General features: G+C 74.2%; 16 protein-coding genes and 1 pseudogene. 6 read left to right on the top strand and 11 right to left on the bottom strand.

Annotated features, from left to right (window positions below):
- Positions 1-45 precede the first annotated feature (45 nt).
- From GA0070607_RS30300 to GA0070607_RS30280, 5 genes are all read right to left on the bottom strand, one after another.
- Complete coding sequence (locus tag GA0070607_RS30300) at positions 46-2,424, bottom strand: tetratricopeptide repeat protein (RefSeq protein ID WP_089021257.1); 2,379 nt, start codon at positions 2,422-2,424, stop codon at positions 46-48.
- Complete coding sequence (locus GA0070607_RS30295) at positions 2,421-4,187, bottom strand: ABC transporter permease subunit (protein WP_089021256.1); 1,767 nt, start codon at positions 4,185-4,187, stop codon at positions 2,421-2,423. Before GA0070607_RS30295 ends, GA0070607_RS30300 begins: the two co-directional genes overlap by 4 nt.
- Positions 4,184-5,464, bottom strand: coding sequence for a type 2 periplasmic-binding domain-containing protein (locus GA0070607_RS30290; RefSeq protein WP_157743317.1), 1,281 nt, complete (start codon positions 5,462-5,464; stop codon positions 4,184-4,186). Before GA0070607_RS30290 ends, GA0070607_RS30295 begins: the two co-directional genes overlap by 4 nt.
- Positions 5,461-6,093: an ATP-binding cassette domain-containing protein gene (locus tag GA0070607_RS30285; protein ID WP_157743316.1), complete on the bottom strand. Its 633-nt coding sequence runs from the start codon at positions 6,091-6,093 to the stop codon at positions 5,461-5,463. Before GA0070607_RS30285 ends, GA0070607_RS30290 begins: the two co-directional genes overlap by 4 nt.
- A 97-nt stretch (positions 6,094-6,190) precedes the next feature.
- Positions 6,191-7,183: a helix-turn-helix transcriptional regulator gene (locus GA0070607_RS30280; RefSeq protein WP_089021253.1), complete on the bottom strand. Its 993-nt coding sequence runs from the start codon at positions 7,181-7,183 to the stop codon at positions 6,191-6,193.
- Between the two features lie 44 nt (positions 7,184-7,227).
- Between GA0070607_RS30280 and GA0070607_RS30275 the strand changes: the two genes are divergently transcribed.
- Together GA0070607_RS30275 and GA0070607_RS30270 are read left to right on the top strand one after the other, a co-directional pair.
- The gene (locus GA0070607_RS30275) at positions 7,228-7,707 is read left to right on the top strand and encodes a hypothetical protein (protein WP_089021252.1); all 480 of its coding nucleotides are present in this window, start codon (positions 7,228-7,230) and stop codon (positions 7,705-7,707) included.
- The gene (locus tag GA0070607_RS30270; protein ID WP_089021251.1) at positions 7,707-8,165 is read left to right on the top strand and encodes a hypothetical protein; all 459 of its coding nucleotides are present in this window, start codon (positions 7,707-7,709) and stop codon (positions 8,163-8,165) included. Before GA0070607_RS30275 ends, GA0070607_RS30270 begins: the two co-directional genes overlap by 1 nt.
- A gap of 1 nt (position 8,166) precedes the next feature.
- Here GA0070607_RS30270 and GA0070607_RS30265 read toward each other — a convergent pair whose 3' ends face one another.
- Positions 8,167-8,826 carry a TetR/AcrR family transcriptional regulator gene (locus GA0070607_RS30265; protein WP_089021250.1) on the bottom strand — a complete coding sequence of 220 codons (660 nt, stop codon included), beginning with the start codon at positions 8,824-8,826 and terminating at the stop codon, positions 8,167-8,169.
- Positions 8,827-8,938: 112 nt separating this feature from the next.
- Between GA0070607_RS30265 and GA0070607_RS32880 the strand changes: the two are divergent.
- A pseudogene (locus GA0070607_RS32880) lies at positions 8,939-10,422 on the top strand (flavin-containing monooxygenase); the annotation flags it as partial.
- A complete protein-coding gene (locus tag GA0070607_RS32875; protein WP_172899242.1) occupies positions 10,418-11,302 on the top strand; it encodes an SDR family NAD(P)-dependent oxidoreductase in 885 nt (294 codons plus the stop codon). The pseudogene GA0070607_RS32880 and the gene GA0070607_RS32875, both read left to right, overlap by 5 nt.
- Before the next feature lie 3 nt (positions 11,303-11,305).
- On the opposite strand, the gene GA0070607_RS30255 is transcribed toward GA0070607_RS32875, so the two are convergent.
- From GA0070607_RS30255 to GA0070607_RS30240, 4 genes are all read right to left on the bottom strand, one after another.
- The gene (locus GA0070607_RS30255) at positions 11,306-12,754 is read right to left on the bottom strand and encodes a cryptochrome/photolyase family protein (RefSeq protein ID WP_089021248.1); all 1,449 of its coding nucleotides are present in this window, start codon (positions 12,752-12,754) and stop codon (positions 11,306-11,308) included.
- A 69-nt stretch (positions 12,755-12,823) separates the two neighbouring features.
- Entirely contained in the window at positions 12,824-14,011 is a 1,188-nt protein-coding gene (locus GA0070607_RS30250) for a low temperature requirement protein A (protein WP_197701191.1), read from the bottom strand.
- 71 nt (positions 14,012-14,082) lie between these two features.
- Positions 14,083-14,916, bottom strand: coding sequence for a glycosyltransferase family 2 protein (locus GA0070607_RS30245; protein ID WP_089021247.1), 834 nt, complete (start codon positions 14,914-14,916; stop codon positions 14,083-14,085).
- A gap of 69 nt (positions 14,917-14,985) precedes the next feature.
- A complete protein-coding gene (locus GA0070607_RS30240) occupies positions 14,986-15,405 on the bottom strand; it encodes a hypothetical protein (RefSeq protein WP_089022197.1) in 420 nt (139 codons plus the stop codon).
- 181 nt (positions 15,406-15,586) lie between these two features.
- On the opposite strand from GA0070607_RS30240, the gene GA0070607_RS30235 reads away from it, so the two are divergent.
- Positions 15,587-16,675 carry an S-(hydroxymethyl)mycothiol dehydrogenase gene (locus GA0070607_RS30235; protein ID WP_089021246.1) on the top strand — a complete coding sequence of 363 codons (1,089 nt, stop codon included), beginning with the start codon at positions 15,587-15,589 and terminating at the stop codon, positions 16,673-16,675.
- The gene (locus GA0070607_RS30230) at positions 16,672-17,301 is read left to right on the top strand and encodes an MBL fold metallo-hydrolase (RefSeq protein WP_089021245.1); all 630 of its coding nucleotides are present in this window, start codon (positions 16,672-16,674) and stop codon (positions 17,299-17,301) included. Before GA0070607_RS30235 ends, GA0070607_RS30230 begins: the two co-directional genes overlap by 4 nt.
- 33 nt (positions 17,302-17,334) lie before the next feature.
- Here the strand turns inward: GA0070607_RS30230 and tsaA are convergent, their stop codons facing one another.
- Positions 17,335-17,760, bottom strand: coding sequence for a tRNA (N6-threonylcarbamoyladenosine(37)-N6)-methyltransferase TrmO (gene tsaA / locus GA0070607_RS30225; RefSeq protein WP_089021244.1), 426 nt, complete (start codon positions 17,758-17,760; stop codon positions 17,335-17,337).
- Between the last annotated feature and the right edge of the window lie 97 nt (positions 17,761-17,857).

The following is a 17,857-nucleotide window of genomic DNA, read 5'->3' as shown; positions in this document are numbered from 1 at the left end:
CGACATCACGCGCGCTCCCCGTGCCCCCGCTGAGCTGGGCGCGGATCACCCGCCGGTCGCCGGGAGGTCGCCGTCGTCCTCCAGCTGGCTGTCCGCGGCGGCCTGCCCGTCGGCGTCGCCGACCTCCTCGGCCACCGCCGCCGCGTCCGCCCAGTGGCGCCGCGCCTCGGCCCGGTCGCCCAGCGCCGCGGCGGCGTCACCCAGGTACAGCAGGGTGCGTGCCAGCCCCGGGGTGGGTCGGCCCTCCTCGCGCAGCCGCCGGCCCTCGGCCAGCAGTTCGTACGCCGCCCGCGCCTGCGCCGGTGCGGCGGTCAACAGCGTCGCCCCGGCGTTGAGCAGCGCCGCCGCCCGGCTCGTCGGGTCGCTGACCGACTCGTACTCGCGCAGCGCGGCCCGCCACGCCTGCGCGGCGTCCAGGTGCTCGCCGAGGGCGGCGTGCACCAGCACCAGGTTGGTCAGCGCCGCCGCGTAGCCGCGGGCGTCACCCACCGACCGGAAGGTGTTCGCCGCCCGCACCAGATGATGGTGCGCGGTGTCCAGCTCACCCCGGGCCAACTGCGCGGCGCCCAGGCCCAGGTCGGTGAGGGCGTGCCCGGCCCGGTCCGCCCCCGAGCGGTGCCGGCGGGACAGCTCCAGGTGCTCCACCGCGTCGTCGAGCTGCCCCAGGTCGAGCAGGGCCAGGCCGAGGTTCATCCGGGCCTGGGCGGTGCCCCGCCGGCCACGCTCGGCCACCGCGAGGGTCAGGGCGGCGGCGGCACCCTGCGGGTCGTGCCGGCGCCGGCGCAGCACCCCCAGCTCGTTGTGCGCCCACCCGGCGATCTCCGGTCGGTCGTCGGCGGTCGGGGTGGCCAGCACCGTGCGGCAGACCTGCTCCCACTCGGTCAGCCGCTCGACGTGCGCCAGCCATCCGCACAGCGCCACGGCCAGCCGGAACCACCACCGGCGCACCCGGCGGGGCAGCGTCTCAGCCGCGCCGGCCGGCACCCGGACCACCGCCAGCAGCAGCTCCTGGTGCAGATCGAACCAGCCGTACGGGTCGTCGTCCAGCGGCAGCGACCACTCCCGGTCCGGTGGGGAGCCCAGCACGGCCAGGTTGGCCGCGTGCCGTTCGGCCCGCCGGGCCAGGTGCCGGGTCAGCCGGGCCTGCGCGGCGACCCGGGCCCGGGCCGGATCGGCGTCGCGCAGGTGCAGCCGTGCGTTGCCGGCGAGCAGGGGGCGGATCTCGTACCGGTCGCCGGGCGCGCCGACGACGAACGCCGCGGCGGCCAGTTGGTCGAGCAGCGCGGTCACCCGTTCCGGGTGCCGACCGGCCAGGGCGGCGATGGCGGGCCGGTCCACCGGGGCGGGCGCCAGCGACATCAGCCTGTACAGCCGGCGGGCCTCGCGGGTCAACGCCCGGTACGCGGTGTCCCGTTCGGTGACCAGCCGGGCCGCCGGCGAGACGGTGACCCGCTGGTGCGGTGGCGTCTGCACCGCGCGGCGCAGCGCGTCCAGCACGTCGGCGTGCCGCCAGCCGTGCTGTGCTGTGCGGTAGCCGAGGGCCCGGACGGTGCGCGGCTGCCGCCCGCACAGCTCGACGATCTCGCCGACCGCCGGGTCGGTGCGCGGGTCGGCGCGGCGGATCCGGGCGGCCGGCGCGGCCACGCCCGCGGCGGCGAACAGCTCGACCGCCTCGGCCCGGCCCGGCTCGGCGATCCAGTGCGCGACCACACCCTGCAGCCCACTCAACGCCGGCCCGCCGGCCAGCAGCAGCCGGCAGGTCCGCGCGGTCGGCGGCAGCAGCGGCAGGACCTGCTCGGGTCGGTCGACGTTGTCCAGCACCAGCAGGATCTTGCGGCCGTCGAGCTGGCCACGCAGCGCGTCGGCGGCGACCGCGAGGGCGTCCGGCCGGCCCGAGACGGGGGCGGCGGTGCCCAGCACCCCGGCCAGCGCGGTGAGCACCTGTCGGGCGGACCGGGGTCGCCCGCCGCGGCGCAGGTCGAGGTAGTACTGCCCGTCCGGGAAGTCCTCCCGGCACAGGTTCGCCGCCTGTACCGCGCAGGCGGAGGTGCCCACCGCCCGCCGACCCAGCACCGCCACCGCGTGCTCCCGGGTGAGCAGCGCGAGCACAGCCTCGACGTGCTCGTCGCGGCCGGTGAAGCCGGCCGGGTACGGCAGCGTCGGCGCGCCGGTGGCCGGTGCGGCGACGACCTCGGTGGGTTCCGGGCTCACCTCCCGACCGGTTCGGCGCCGGCGCATCTCGAACACCACGAAACCGACCCCGCCGCTGACCACCAGCGCGATGCTGGCCGGCCCGAGCACGCTGGCCGCCAGCTCGGAGAGCATGTTGCTGGCCAGGTTGCCGAGCACCCCGCTGACCAGCGTGCCGACCGCGATCAGCACCGGCCAGCGCGGCCCCCGGCCGGCGCCGGTGGGGCCGGTCACCGGACGCCCCCGGAGACCAGCCCGGCGACGAGCTGCCGCCGGGCGAGCACCACCAGCAGCACCGGCAGCACCGAGGCGAGCACCGAGGCGGCGGCCAGCGCCCCGCTGTTGGACACGAAGCCACGCGACTGCCCGGCCAGGAACAGCCCCAGCGGTGTCGCCTCCGGCCCACTGAACAGCAGGCCCACCACCAGGTCGTTCCAGACCTGGACGAACTCCAGCACGGAGACCGCGACCACCGCGGGCAGGTTGTGCCGGGCCAGCCGGCGCAGCGTGCCCCACCAGCGGCGCCCACCCAGCCGGGCGCCGCGCACCTGCTCGGCGGGCAGGTCGGCGAACGCGTTGCGCAGCACCAGCACCGCGAACGGCACGCCCAGCGCCACGTGCACCAGGGCCAGGCCGCGGGCGGTCCCGGAGGAGAGCACCAGGCCGAGCACCTCGTTGAGCGGCCCGGCGATGACCTGGACCGGTACGACGCTGGCGGCCAGCAGCAGCAGCCCGGTGGCCTGCGCGGCCGGCCCGGTCAACCAGGCCAGCGGGTACGCGGCCAGCAGCGCGACCACCAGCACCGTGGCGGTCACGACGGTGGCCAGCAGCAGCGTGAAGGCCAGAGTGCGCCACAGCTCGGTGCCGGTGACCAGGTCACGGTAGGAGCCGGCCCCCGGCGGCGCCGACCACCAGCCGCGCGCCGCCGCGTCCACCTGACCGTGCAGGGAAGTGGCGACCAGCACCACCAGCGGCACCAGCCACGCCACCGCGGCACCCGCCGCGAGCAGTCGGAACACCCGCCGGGGCGGTGCCACCCGGTCCGGGTCCGGCGGCGCCTCGGCCCGCGGCGGCGGCCACGCCTGCCGGACGAACAGCGCGGCCACCAGGATCCCGCCGATCACCGCCACCAGCCACACCACACCGAGTGCGGCGCCCTCGCCGGTGGTGGTGCCACCCGAGGTCTGCCAGACCCGCAACGCCAGCACGGCGGCCTCGTCCCGGACCGAGCCGGGGGTCATCACCAGGATCAGGTCGAAGGTGCGGCTGGTGCCCACCGCGACCAGCGCGAAGACCACCGCAACGGTACGCAGCAGCAGCGGCCGCCACTGCGCGTCCCACAGCACATGCCGGCGACCGCCGCCGTAGGCGCGTACCGCGTCGGCCAGGTTCGGCGGCACCGCGTCCAGCGCGGCCCGGAAGACCAGCACGGCCAGGCCGACCCAGGCCCAGACGAACGCCGACATCAGCGCCACAGTGACCAGGCCCGGCCCGAGCAGTTGCGGGGCGTCCGCGGCGGACCGGCCGGTCAGTCGCGCCGCGACCAGCGTGGCCAGGCCCCGGCTCGGGTCGGGGTCGTACATCAGCCGGAACGTCACTCCGGTGACGACCAGCGGCAACGCCACCGGCACCAGCAGGATCAGGCGGACCAGCCCACCCTCCTGAGAGCGGCGCGACGCGGCGGCGAGCAGGTAGCCCAGCGCCGTGACCACCGCCGGCACCAGCACCGCCCAGAGGACCGTGCGGCCGACCACCGCGCCGGTGTCCGGCGCGTCGAGCGCGGTACGGAAGTGCTCGGCGCCGACCCAGTGGCCGTCCGTGGTGACGCTGGCGTGCACCGTTCGCAGCACCGGCCACAGCACCAGCCCGCCGAGCAGCAGGATCGCCGGCAGCAGCAGCGCGGAGGTCGCGCCGGCCGCCGGGTACGCCCGGCCGCGCCGGGGTGGCCCCACATCGTCGAGCACGGCCAGCTCGCCGAGCACCCGGACCCGGCTCACCGGCCGCCTCCCGCGCTGCGGGCCGCCGCGGCGAGCTGCCCGGTGGCCCGGCGGACCGCCACCGCGGTGGGTACGCCGTCGGTGACGTCGGCGAAGAAGTCCTGCATGATCCGCCAGATGCCCACCCCGTCGGAGCCGGTGAACGGCCCGGGCAGCTGGTCGGAGAGGTCGAAGCGCAGGGTGCCGGGGGCGCGCATCTCGCCGGCGAGTTGGCGGCTGACCGGGTCGGCGTAGCTGTCCAGCGCGACAGTGGTGTTCGGCGACAGGTAGCCGCTGGCGTCCAACCAGGGCTGGAACGAGGCGGCCCGGGTGAGCCACTCGACCAGCTCCACCCCGCCGCGGGCGTCGGCGAAGGCCACCGCCGCGTCTCCGCCGACGATCAGTGGGCCACCGCCGCCCGCCCGCGCGCTCGGGAACCGGAAGGTCTTCGGCTGCTCCGGGCCCCGTCGGAACGTGCCGACCACCTCGGCGGTGAAGTCGGCCTCGAAGACCATCACCGCCCGCCGGGAGCGCACCACCTGGATCACCGACTCCTCGTACTGGGTGAGCAGGGCACGGCGGCCGCCGCCGGGGAACGCGCCATCGATGCTCCACAGCTCGGCGAGCCGGTCCAGGGTGTCGCGCACCGGTCGCCCCTGCCAGTCGGCGTCCGGCCCGGCGAGGGCGTCGTACGCGTCGGGTGCCAGGTCGGCGAGCACGTTCTCGAACCAGTCGGTGAGCACCCAGCCGTCCGCCGCCCCGATGGCCAGGGGCGCCGGGCCGGACCCGCGCCGGGCGAGCGCGCCGAGGGTGCGGGTCAGCGTGACCAGCTCGTCCCAGGTGGCCGGCGGCCGGGGCAGCGCCGACGGCAGATGCCAGATGAGCGACTTGTGCGCCGCCTTCACCCAGACGCCGTAGCGCCGCCCGCGGGTCATCAGCAGGTCGCTCAGCCCGCTGGGCACCGCGTACTCGCTCGACGGGCGCACCGGGCTCAGCCAGCCTCGCTGGGCGTACTCGGTGACCAGGCCGGGGCGCGGCAGGATCGCCACGTCGGGGCTGGTGCCGGCGAGGTGCCGGGCACGCAGGAACGCGTCGATGTCGTTGCCGGCGCTGACCACGTGCACCGGCGCCGGGTAGTTGGCGACGACCCGTCGGAACCTGTCCAGCTCGCTTCCGCTCCAGACCACCGCGACCTGCACGGACCGGGTGCCGCCGGTGCAGCCGGCCGCGGTCGCCGCGGCCCCGGCCGCGGCGGCGCGCAGCAGGGTACGGCGGGTCGCCCGGCCGGCCGGCGTCACCGGGGCGTCCCGTCGGGTTCGGTGACCAGCTCGTGCCGGCGCGGGATCTCGGCCAGGGTGGCCGGGTCGGCGGTGCACACCACCACGGCCACCCCCGGCGCGTCCGGTGGGGAGAGTCGGGGCAGCAGGTCGCCGAGGCGGCTACCGCCGGTCGGATCGACGGGAAGGTCGACAACCAGGACCTCGGGCAGGCAGACCGCGGCCCGGGCCAGCGCCACCCGGAACCGCTGGGCGTCGGAGAGCAGATGCGGCAGCAGGGCCAGCGTCGGGGCCAGCTCCAGCCGGTCCACCACTGTGGCCGTCCAGTCGTCGGCCACCTCGTGCACCCGTTCGCGCCGGCGTTGGCCGTACTCGATGTTGCGGCGCACGGTGAGCTGTGGCAGCAGGGCGCCGCCGGCGGGCACGTAGCCGATCTGCCGGCGTGGCGGCGGCAGGGCGGTGACGTCCCGGTCGCCGACCATGACCCGCCCGGTGACCGGGGCGGCGAGCCCGGCCAGCACCCGGGCCACGGCCGTGCCGACCCGGGGCGGCGCCACCAGGGCGGCGGTCGTGCCGGCCGGAACGTCGAGGGTCACCGGCCCGGTGCCGGGGACGGCGACCAGTGCGCTTAGCCGTAACGTGACCCTCACCTCCGGTGACCGCTGGTGACCGTCCCAGGGTGGCACATCGCGCCGACAGTCGATGCCCCGTGGATCTTCCACTGTGGAGAAAAGATGGCTCGTGCCGTCATCCGGCCGGTTGGTCGGCACGGGCGTAGAGGGCCGCGAGTCCGGCCGCAGTGGCGGCGAGCCGTTCGCGTAGCGCGACCGGGGCCAGCACCTCCACGTCGGCGCCGAGGCGCAGCAGGTCACCGTGGGCGTGGGTGAGCGACTCGATCGGCAGCACAGCGGTCACCCAGCCCTGGGCGTCCGGTGGCCCGGCGCTGGCCTCCACCGCGGCCACCACCGGATCGCTGCCGATCTCCCGCAGCCGCTGCCGGCCGCCCGGGGAGAGCCGCACGGTGGCCTCGTCCCGGTGCAGTCGGGCCCGGAACTGCACCACGTGCGCGCGCCACCAGGCCGGCAGGTCGAAGTCGGCCGGGCGGTCGAACTCCTCGGCCAGGGGGGTCAGGGTGAGGATCTGGTTGACCCGGTAGGTCGCCGGGGCACCCCGGCCGGGCCGGTCGGCCACCACGTACCACCGGCCGCCCTTGAGCACCAGCCCGTACGGCTCCAGCACCCGGGTCACCTCGCCGCGCCAGCTGCGGTAGCGCACCTCGACGCGGTGCTGCCGCCAGACCGCTTCGGCCGTGCGGGCCAGCTCGGGGGAGGCGTCGCCGTCGGCGTACCAGCCGGGCGTGTCGAGGTGGAAGCGTTGCTGGAGCTGGGTGGCCCGGTCGCGCAGTGGGGCCGGCAGGGCGGCGTGCAGCTTGAGTTGCAGCGCGGCCACCACGTCGCCGTAGCCCAGCTCGTCGGCCGGCCCGGGCAGGCCGGCCAGGAAGAGCCGGTCGGCCTCCTCGGCGGTCAGACCGGTCAACCGGGTCCGCCAGCCGTCGACCAGTTGGTAGCCGCCCGCGTGCCCGGCCTCCCCGTAGAGCGGGATGCCGGCTGCGTGCAGCGACTCCACGTCCCGGTAGATCGTCCGTGGTGAGACGGCCAACCGCTCGGCGAGCTGCCCGGCGGTGAGCCGGCCGTGCGACTGGAGCAGCAGCAGGAGGGAGAGAAGTCGACTGGCCCGCACTTCACTGACACTAGCTGTCAGGGGAGTCGTTCTACCGTCCCGGCATGGCTTTTCGCGACAAGGATCTACGAACGCCGGGACCGGTCATGGTGGACGGCCGACAGCTCAAGCGCTACCACATCGACCAGCTGGAACGGCCGCTCGAGCCGGAGGTGGAGAAGGCCGCGTACGACCTGCTGCCCGCGCTGCTGGCGGACGTCGCGGACGACGGCACACCGGCCGCCGGGTGGGTGGTGCTGCATCGGGGCGCGGACACCGGCGCCTACCTGCTGGCGTACACCTGGGTGTGGGACAACGCGTTGGAGGTCCGCATCGCGGCCGCCGGGCAGCCCGCACTGGACTGTCCGGACGATGATCCGGCACACTTCGTCGAACTACGCCGCCCCGCCGTGGGCTGCGTCTGGGAGCTGGCGGTGCTGGAGCACGAGCGGGCCGCCTGGGTCCGGCACATGCTGGTGCCGGAGAACCCCGATCTGACCGGTTACCTGCACGACACGCGAGCGGAAGGGCCGGTGGGCCGCTGATGGGCGACTTCGACTTCTTTGTGGGCACCTGGAACGTGGTAAACCGGCGGCTGCGCAAGCGGCTGGTCGGCTCGGACGAGTGGGAGGAGTTTCCGGGGATGTCCGTCGCGCACGGCTTCTTCGGCGGCGGCGGCCACTTCGACGAGATCGTCTTCCCGACCAAGGGCTTCGCCGGCGCCACGATCCGGCTCTTCGACCCGGCGACCGAGCAGTGGTCGATCTACTGGATGAACAGCGGTCGCGGCGAGTTGGAGCAGCCGCCGATGGTGGGCCGCTTCGTCGACGGTGTGGGCCGCCTCTACGCCGACGACCAGCACGAGGGGCGCCCGGTGCGGTGCCGGTTCATCTGGTCGGAGATCACCGCGACCTCCGCCCGCTGGGAGCAGGCCTTCTCCGTGGACGGCGAGCGCACCTGGGAGACCAACTGGATCATGACGTTCACCAAGGCGGCGGAGTAGCTCAGCTGGACCGCGGGGGAGTGGTGTCGCGGTAGATGCCGGCCAGCCAGAGGTCGAGCAGCACGTCCACCACGTCCCGCTCGTCGACCGCCGGCCCGTCGCCGGCGAAGGTCGCGTACCAGACGCGTTCGTTCATCGAGTTGAGCGCGATGGCGAGGTCCCGGGCGGGCAGCCCGTCCGGGGCCGCGCCGCGTCGCCGCTCCGCCTCGATGGCCGCCTCGATCGCCTGCACCCAGCGCTCCAGCACCGCCGCCCAGAGCCGGCGTACCTCGGCGTTTGTGCCACGGACCTGCGCGCAGGCGAGCACCAGCGCGCGGTGTGCGCCGAACGTGTCGTGGAACCGCTGGATCAGCTCCCGCCACCGGGCCCGTGGGTCCTCGGCGAGCCGGACCAGGACGTCTCCGGCGGCCGCGTCGGCCTCCTCGGTGACCCGATCCAGCAGGGTCAGCAGCACGGCGTCCTTGGACGGGAAGTAGAAGTAGAACGTCGGCCGGGAGATGCCCGCTCCCCGGGCCAGGTCGTCGATCGAGATGTCGCCGAACGCCTTGCGCTCCAGCAGCCGCTCGGCGGTGGCCAGGATCGCCGTCTCCCGGTCGTCGCCTGTGGAACGGGCGGCGCGGCGACCGCGCGGACTCGCCCTCCCGGTACGCGCGGTCGTCATGGCCGGTGATGCTACCCGAACTCGACACCCTGTCGACGGCACTCGACAGGGTGTTGACTGCTGTCGACGGCGGTGGATAGTGTCCGTCCACTGCCCCGGATGGAGGAACGCGATGACCTCCGACCACGTCGACGTGCTCATCGTCGGAGCCGGCCTGTCCGGCATCGGCGCGGCCTGCCACCTGCGCCGCGACTGCCCCGACAAGACGTACGCGGTGCTCGAGGCACGCGACGCCATCGGTGGCACCTGGGACCTGTTCCGCTACCCGGGCGTCCGGTCCGACTCGGACATGTTCACCCTCGGCTACTCCTTCAAGCCGTGGACCGACCCGAAGGCCATCGCCGACGGCGCGGCCATCCGCGAGTACGTCCGGGAAACCGCCAGGGAGTACGACGTGCAGCGGCACATCCGCTTCGGGCACCGGGTGCTGCGCGCCGAGTGGGACAGCGACACCGCCCGCTGGACGGTGCACGCACAGCGCACCGACACCGCCGAGGCGATCCTGCTCACCTGCTCGTTCCTGTTCGCCTGCGCCGGCTACTACCGCTACGACGAGGGATACACCCCGCCGCTGCCCGGCGTCGAGGAGTACGCCGGACGGCTGGTGCACCCGCAGCACTGGCCGGCCGACCTCGACCACACCGGCAAGCGGGTGGTGGTGATCGGCAGCGGCGCCACCGCGGTCACCCTGGTGCCGGCGATGGCCGAGCGGGCCGCCCACGTGACCATGCTCCAGCGCTCACCCACGTACATCATCGCGCTGCCCTCGCGCGACGTCCTGGCCGACGCGCTGCGGCGCTGGCTGCCGGCGAAGGCCGCGTATCCCGTGGTGCGCTGGAAGAACGTGTTGTTGTCCACCATCAACTTCCAGCTCAGCCGACGCGCGCCCGGGCTCGTGAAGCGGCTGCTGCGCCGGGGCGCGAAGGGTCGGCTGCCAGCCGGGTACGACATCGACAGGCACTTCTCGCCCCGCTACGACCCGTGGGACCAGCGGCTCTGCGTGGTGCCCGACGGCGACCTGTTCACCGCCCTGCAGCAGGGCCGGGCGTCGGTGGTCACCGACACCGTCGACACCTTCACGGCGCACGGCGTCCGGCTGGCCTCCGGCGACGAGGTACCCGCCGACATCGTGGTCACCGCCACCGGGCTCAACCTGCTCGCCCTCGGTGGCCTGACACTCAGCGTGGACGGCACCGAGGTCGACCTGGCCAGCACCGTCGCCTACAAGGGCATGATGCTCTCCGGCGTGCCGAACTTCGCGTTCACCATCGGCTACACCAACGCCTCGTGGACGCTCAAGGCCGACCTGGTCGCCGGCTACGTCTGCCGGCTGCTGCGCCACCTGGCCCGCACCGGCCAGCACGTCGTCACCCCGCTCCCACCGCCCGACGACGAGCGGGTACCACTCATCGACCTGCGCTCCGGGTACGTGCTGCGCAGCGTCGACGCGCTGCCCAAGCAGGGCGCCACCGCGCCGTGGCGGCTCTACCAGAACTACGCCCGCGACGTGCTGCTGATGCGGCACGGCCGGCTCACCGACGAGGGCGTGCGGTTCTCCCGTTCGGGGGCCACCAGGAAAGGAGCACCGGTCGTGCAGAGATTCGACTTCGCCGGCGGAACGGCCGTGGTCACCGGCGCGGCCAGCGGCATCGGCGCCGCGCTGGCGCACGCGCTCGCCCGCCGGGGCAGCGACCTGGTCCTGCTGGACCGCGACGCCGGGCGGCTGGACGCGGTCGCCGCCGCCATCCGGGCCGACCACCCCGATCGCCAGCTGCACACCTACCTGGTGGACCTCGCCGACGCGGCGGCCACCGCGCGGGTGGCCGTCGAGATCGGTCAACGGCACCCGCGGGTCCGGCTGCTGGTGAACAACGCTGGTGTCGGCCTCGGAGGCCGGTTCGACCAGGTGACGTTCGACGAGTTCAGCTGGGTGATCGACATCAACTTCCGGGCCGTGGCGCAGCTGACCCACGCGCTGCTGCCCACCCTCAAGGCGGAACCGGGCGCGCACCTGGTCAACGTCTCCAGCCTGTTCGGGCTGATCGCGCCGGCCGGGCAGACCGCCTACTCGGCGAGCAAGTTCGCGGTGCGCGGCTTCACCGAGGCGCTGCGCCACGAGTTGGTCGACGACGGCATCGGGGTGACCTCGGTGCACCCCGGCGGGATCCGCACCCGGATCACCGAGAACGCCCGCGTCGGCAGCGGCGTCTCCATCGAGGAGTACGCGGCCGGCCGGGCGCAGTTCGAGAAGCTGCTCACCATCGCTCCGGAACGGGCCGCCGAGGTGATCCTGCGGGGCGTCGAGCGACGCCGGGGCAGGGTGCTGATCGGCTGGTCGGCGAAGCTGCCCGACCTGCTGGCCCGGGTCATGCCGGCCTCGTACAACCGGCTGCTGGTCACCGGCCTGAACCGCGGCGTCGTCCGCCCCGTGCCGCCCGCCGGTGCGGTGCCGGCCGCCGACGCCGGCCGCGGCTGACGGTCAGGGCGGGGTGCCGCCCCGCTTCTCCTCCTGGGCCAGCACGGCCTCGCGGTGCTCCGGCTCGTCCCGGCGGGCCAGCTCGGCGGCGAGCCGCGGGTCGGCCACCAGCTGCGCCCGGTTGCGGTGCAGGAAGCTCTCGAAACCCCCGGTGTACGGGCAGGCCAGGTCACCGAGCGCCCGCTCGGGCATGTAGCGGCAGCCCGCGCAGTAGTCGCTGATCTCGTCGATGTCGGTGCCGTCCACCGCGTACGGGCGGGTGTCCACCGGACCCAGATCGGCGTACCGGCTCATGCCCATCACCGTCGCGTTCATCACCCAGTCGGTGCCGTCCACGAAGCAACGCTGAAACCAGTCCACCACCTCGGCCGGGCGCCAGCCGCGCTGCAACGCGTAGTTCGCCAGCACGAGCAACCGGGGCGCGTGGTGCGTCCACGCCCCGTCCCGGACGGTGGCGAGCACGTCGGCCAGGCAGCGGGCCTCGACCGCGTCGGCGTCCAACTCGGCGAACCAGTCCGGCACCGGCTCGGTCGCAGCCAGCCGGTCCGCTCCCCGAAACCGCGGCTCGACATGCCAGTACAGCTGCCAGAGGAACTCGCGCCAGCCGAGCAACCCCCGGATGAACGGCTCGACCGCCGTACGGGGAGCAGCGCCGGCCCGCCACGCCCGCTCGGCGGCCCGGACGGCCGACTCCGGGTCGAGCAGTCCGAGGTTGAACGAGGACGAGAGCACGGAGTGCGCGAACAGCGGGTCGTCGGCGCTCATCACGTCGGCGTAGCGGCCGTACTCGGCCAGCCGGTGGGTCAGGAAGTGCTCCAGCCGGGCCCGCGCCTCGCAGTGGGTGGCCGGGAACCGCCGCGGGCCGTCCCGGCCGACGAACCGCACCCCGTCGGCCGCCCACCGGTCCAGGTCGCGGCGGACCTCCGCGTCGATGTCGTCCTCGACGATCGGCGGCGGTGGTGGCGGCGTCCCCGGCGCCGCGCGGCCCTCGGTGCGCGGTCGGGGTCCGCCGGCCGGACCGGTCAGCACGTCGTGCCGGCGGCGGGCGTGCCGGTAGAAGTCGGTCATCCGCAGCGGGCCGCGCCGGCTGCGGTCCGCCCAGCCGGCGAAGTCGGCCTGGCTGGTGATGAAGCCACGCGGCGGCAGCACCGTCAGCCCCGGCACCGATCGGGCGAAGCGCAACGCCGCCCGGGAGTGCGGATGGCACACCTCCACCGGCTCGGCGACCTGCGCCAGTGCCGCACGGAACGTGTCGGTACGCAGCAGCAGCGCCCGGTCGCCCAGCTCCGCCGCCCGGTGCCGCAGCGCGGAGAGGATCAGGTGCGCCTTCTGCCGGTGCGTCGGACGTCGGCGGAACAGTTCCCGGATCTCCACCAGCAGCACCGGCTGGTCGGGGTCGTCGAGGAAGTGTGGCCCGAGTTGGTCGGCCAGCAACCATCGGCGGCGAAGCATGCCCCAATTCTGCCCACTCCCGGGCCGTCGCGCTCAACGGCAGGCCGGGCGGCCGACGGTCGCGGCGAATCAGGTCTCGTCGGCGTCGGCCGGCGCCGAGGTCGGCAGGACGTCCCGCTGGCGCATCACCACCGTCAGCGCCACCAGGGCGAAGAGCAGCAGCGCGAGCAGGTGCACCGGAACCGGACCCAGCGGCGCGAGCAGTGCCAGCAGCGCGACCACCGGGAAGGCGACGACCACCGCGCCGTGCTGCTGCCGGCGGACGTGCAGCACCCAGATGGTGAGCAGGTAGACGGCGATCGGTACGGCGACCGCGTATCCGGCGGCGACTCCGGAGATGTGCCCGACGTGCCGCTGGTGGTCCACCGCCACGACCAGGCCCGCGCCGACCGCCGCGACCGCTGCGAAGATCAGATAGTGGCCGTAGCCCCAGATCAGCGAGTACGGCAGCCGGTCGGGCGCCTCGATCGGCCGGTCGAAGTAGAGCCACCAGAGCGCGAACACGATGACCGTGCCGGCCGCCGCGAGCGACCAGAGGTTGCTTCCGCCGCCGTCCAGCTCGGTCTGGATCGCCACCGACACCGACAGCACCACCTCACCGAGCACGATGAGGGTGAACAGCCCGTACCGCTCGGTGATGTGCCGGGGGTGCCACGGGGTCATTCCGGGCCGCTCGGCCACCGCCGGCACCAGCAGGTCGGCCAGCGCCAGCAGCACGAACGACGCGATGCCCCACTCGTCGGGCAGCGTCAGCCGCAGCAACCAGCCGACCTGCACCACTGTCACGCCGATCGCGTAGCGGCGTGCCGCCGCGCGGTGCGCCGGGTCGCCGACGCCGGCTCTGCTCCACTGCACGACGGCGGCCAACCGCATCACCACGTAGCCGTAGGTGATGACGGTGAAGTCGCCGTCGGTGAAGGCGCGCGGCACCCCGGCCGCCAGGATCAACGCTCCGGTGATCTGCACCAGCGCGGTGATCCGGTAGACGTCGTCGTCGGTGTCGTAGGCCGAGGCGAACCAGGTGAAGTTCATCCACGACCACCAGATCGCGAAGAACACCATCGCGTAACTGGCCACCGCGTGACCGAAGTGACCCTCGGAGACGTCGTGGTGCAGGCTGCCGGCGGCCTGCGCCACTGCCACCACGAAGCAGAGGTCGAAGAAGAGCTCCAGCGGCGTGGCCGAGCGGTGCGGCTCACGCCGGTGGCGGGGCCTCATCGGCCGGTAGAACGGCCGCACGGATCGGGAACGGGTCAACGCAGCTCCTCGGGTCGCCCACACGATAGCGAGCCCGACGCTTGTCGCGGGATCGATCGCCGCCGGGGCGGTCAGCGGGCCAGCGTGCGCAGGGCAGCCTCGACCTCGGCGGGCAACCGGCGCCGGCCACGCAGTGCCCACCCCAGGTCACCGGCGGCGTCGAGCAGCCCGCCCCGGCCGGCGGCGTCCCGGGCCACGGCGGTCGCCGTGCGCAGCACCACCCCCGCCGGACGACGCAGCAGCGCGGTGAGCAGCCGGTTGCGCGTTTCCATCCGCTTTCGGGCCGGCCCGTCCCGCCCCACCGGCAGCGGCAGATGGTGGGCCACCACCTCGTCGGCGTACGCCAGCTGCCAGCCGGCCGCGGCCAGGTCCATCGCCAGCAGCGCCTCCTCGCCGTACGTGCCCAGTCGCTCGGTGAAGCCGCCGACCTGCTGGAACGCCCGACGGCGCAGCACCGCCGCGCAGGCCAGGAAGCCCAGCACCGCAGGGCCCGGCGCGCCCGGCGGGGTGCCCAGCGGCGCGCGGGCCATCGCTGCGGACACCGGGTCGAGCCGCTGCTCCCGCCCGACCCGCACCTGTCCGGTGAGCAGGCCGGTGCCGGGGTGCGCGCGCAGGATCGCGGTGGCCCGTTCCAGCGCGTCCGGCGCCCAGTACGAGTCGTCGTCGGCGAACGCCACGAACGGCGTGTCGGCCAGTTCGACACCGATGTTGCGCGCCGCGCCGGCACCCGCGTTCTCGGCGAGCCGCACCACCCGCACCGCGGGGAAGGCCCGGGCCACCGCCGCCGCTGTGCCGTCGTCGGAGCCGTTGTCCACCAGGATCACCGGGGCGGTGTGCCGGCCCAGCATGTCGAGCAGTTGCTCACGTCGGTTGCGGGTGGCCACCACCACTGTCACGTCGGTCATGGCGGCCCTGCTACCCCGGCACGGCCCGCTCACGCCTGCGCCGACGGACCGCTGCTTTCGCCGGTCGGATCAGTGGCGCCGGCGGCCGTGGGTCAGCCCCTCCAGCACCAGGGTCAGCCCGGCGCCGACAAGCCAGACGTCCTTGGCCAGCCCGCTGCCCTGCTGGGTCGGGCGCACGCTGCCGGCCTCGCGCATCCCCGGCGTCTTCAGGTACAGCTGTACCAGGCCCGCGCCGAAGGCGGTCAGGCCGAGCCCGGCCAGCGTCGCCGGCACGAACGGGGCGATCAACGCGGCACCCAACGCCAGCTCGGAGTACGACAGCAGCTTGGCGAAGCGCGCCGGCTCCAGCTGGCCGAGTTGCGGAATGGCCGCCACCGCCATCCCGTGCAGGCCCTGCGCGGCATCGCCCTCCAGGGTCCGCTTGGTCAGGCCCGAATTGAGGACGTACGCGCCGATGCTGACCCGCAGCGGCAGATGCGCCAGTTTCATGATCACTCCCGGTGGCCGTGGTCCGAATGCGGCCCGCGTACCCGCCGCGGCCCGCGATAACCCGTTGAGCCGACTGGGCCGGCCGTGGTGATCGCGGTAGGTTCGCGAGGGGCTCCCGCCGGCCCCGGCCACCCGCCAGCCCGGCACCCGACCCCGCCGCAGATCACCAGCAGGAGGCGAAGTGAGCCAGGAAGTCCGGGGAGTCATCTCCCGCAGCAAGGGCGCGCCGGTCGAGGTCACCACCATCGTGGTGCCCGATCCCGGTCCGGGTGAGGCGATCGTCCGGATCCAGTCCTGCGGGGTCTGCCACACCGACCTGCACTACCGCGAGGGTGGCATCAACGACGACTACCCGTTCCTGCTCGGGCACGAGGCGGCGGGCATCGTCGAGCAGGTGGGGGAGGGCGTCACCGGCGTCGCCCCGGGCGACTTCGTGGTGCTCAACTGGCGGGCGGTGTGCGGGGTCTGTCGGGCCTGCCGCCGTGGCCGCCCCTGGTACTGCTTCAACACCCACAACGCCAGCCAGCGGATGACCCTCACCGACGGCACCGAGCTCGCACCGGCGCTGGGCATCGGCGCCTTCGCCGAGAAGACCCTGGTGCACGCCGGACAGTGCACCAAGGTGGACCCGGCCGCCCGACCGGCCGCTGTGGGGCTGCTCGGCTGCGGGGTGATGGCCGGCCTGGGTGCGGCCATGAACACCGGTAACGTCACCCGCGGCGACTCGGTCGCGGTGATCGGCTGCGGTGGCGTCGGCGACGCGGCGGTCGCCGGAGCGGCCCTGGCCGGCGCCACGACGATCATCGCCGTGGACACTGACTCCCGCAAGCTGGACTGGGCTCGCCGGTTCGGCGCCACGCACACCGTGAACGCCTCCGAGACCGACCCCGTCGAGGCGATCCGCGCCGCCACCGGCGGCTTCGGCGCCGACGTGGTGATCGACGCGGTGGGTCGACCGGAGACGTGGAAGCAGGCGTTCTACGCCCGGGATCTGGCCGGCACAGTGGTGCTGGTGGGCGTGCCGACCCCGCAGATGAAGATCGAGCTGCCGCTGCTGGACGTCTTCGGTCGCGGCGGCTCCCTCAAGTCCAGCTGGTACGGGGACTGCCTGCCCAGCCGGGACTTCCCGATGCTGACCGAGCTGTACCTCCAGGGTCGGCTCGACCTGGACGCGTTCGTCACCGAGGAGATCGCGCTGGACCAGGTCGAGAACGCGTTCGGCCGGATGCACCACGGCGACGTGCTCCGTTCGGTGGTGGTGTTCCCGTGAGCGCCCGGGTCGAGCACACGGTCACCTCTGGGACGTTCTCCCTGGACGGGCAGACGTTCGACGTGGACAACAACGTCTGGGTGCTGGGCGACGACAGCGAGTGCGTCGTCTTCGACGCGCCGCACGACGTGGCCGCGATCCTCGCCGTGGTGGGTGACCGGCGGGTGCGGGCGATCCTGGCCACCCACGCGCACGACGACCACGTCCGCGTGGCGCCCGAGCTGGCCCAGGCAACCGGCGCGGCGGTGCTGTTGCACACCGCCGACCGGGTGCTCTGGGACATGGTCCACCCCCAGCTGCCGCCCAACGGCGAACTGCACGACGGGCAGAGCATCGACGTGGCCGGCACCACGCTGCGGGTGCTGCACACCCCCGGGCACAGCCCCGGCGCGTGCAGCTTCCACGCGCCCGAGCTGGGCGTCGTGTTCACCGGCGACACGCTCTTCGCCGGCGGCCCGGGTGCCACCGGCCGCTCGTACAGCGACTTCGACACCATCGTCCGGTCGATCCGCACCCGGCTGCTCACCCTGCCGCCGGAGACGGTCGTGCACACCGGGCACGGTGACGACACGACGATCGGCGCGGAGGCGCCGCACCTTCAGGAGTGGCTGGCCCGAGGCCACTGAGCACGGTCGGCTGGCCGGGGCGGGGCCGGCGAGTCAACGCTCGTCGGCCGCGCCCAGCACCGGCTTGACGTCGAGCACGGGCGTGCCGTCCAGCGCCTCCAGATCGGCCACCCGGACGCGCAGCCCGTCCACCGCCAGCACCCGTACGCGGTGCAGCCCGATCGGGTTGGGCCGGTGTGGGGAGCGGGTGCTGAAGACTCCGGTCTCCGGCCGTGTCTCGTCCCCGCGCGGGTGCACGCTGAGGATGTCCCGTCGGGCCCGGTCCAGCCAGGTCAGCACCAGCAGCTCAGCGCCGACCTGTACGTCGCCCAGCGCCCGCTCCACCTGCGGGTCGAAGACCAGCCAGGCGTCCGGTGCGCCCTCGTCGCCCTGTCTGGGCGCACTCGCCGCATCGGTCAAGGTTGACGAGACCCGGCCGACCGGGCGCAGCAGATAGGCATCGCTCTGGGCGTGGGCCATGACGGCTCCTTTCCGGACGGTGTGGCGCACGGCCGCGAAAGATCACCCTCTGTCACCGCTGTCGGGTTAGTAGGCGATCTGTCCGATTCCGCGGGTG

The sequence above is a fragment of the Micromonospora coriariae genome, assembly GCF_900091455.1.
GTDB classification, from domain to species: domain Bacteria; phylum Actinomycetota; class Actinomycetes; order Mycobacteriales; family Micromonosporaceae; genus Micromonospora; species Micromonospora coriariae.
The sequence above is the reverse complement of the archived record's forward strand: the minus strand, read 5'-3'. Positions and strand labels throughout refer to the sequence as shown.

Coding starts and splice junctions, on each gene's coding strand:
- GA0070607_RS30275 (WP_089021252.1), top strand. CDS start 7,228: ATGGCTTTTCGCGACAAGGATCTACGAACGCCGGGACCGGTCATGGTG.
- GA0070607_RS30265 (WP_089021250.1), bottom strand. CDS start 8,826: ATGACGACCGCGCGTACCGGGAGGGCGAGTCCGCGCGGTCGCCGCGCC.
- GA0070607_RS30270 (WP_089021251.1), top strand. CDS start 7,707: ATGGGCGACTTCGACTTCTTTGTGGGCACCTGGAACGTGGTAAACCGG.
- tsaA (WP_089021244.1), bottom strand. CDS start 17,760: ATGGCCCACGCCCAGAGCGATGCCTATCTGCTGCGCCCGGTCGGCCGG.
- GA0070607_RS30255 (WP_089021248.1), bottom strand. CDS start 12,754: ATGCTTCGCCGCCGATGGTTGCTGGCCGACCAACTCGGGCCACACTTC.
- GA0070607_RS30240 (WP_089022197.1), bottom strand. CDS start 15,405: ATGAAACTGGCGCATCTGCCGCTGCGGGTCAGCATCGGCGCGTACGTC.
- GA0070607_RS30245 (WP_089021247.1), bottom strand. CDS start 14,916: ATGACCGACGTGACAGTGGTGGTGGCCACCCGCAACCGACGTGAGCAA.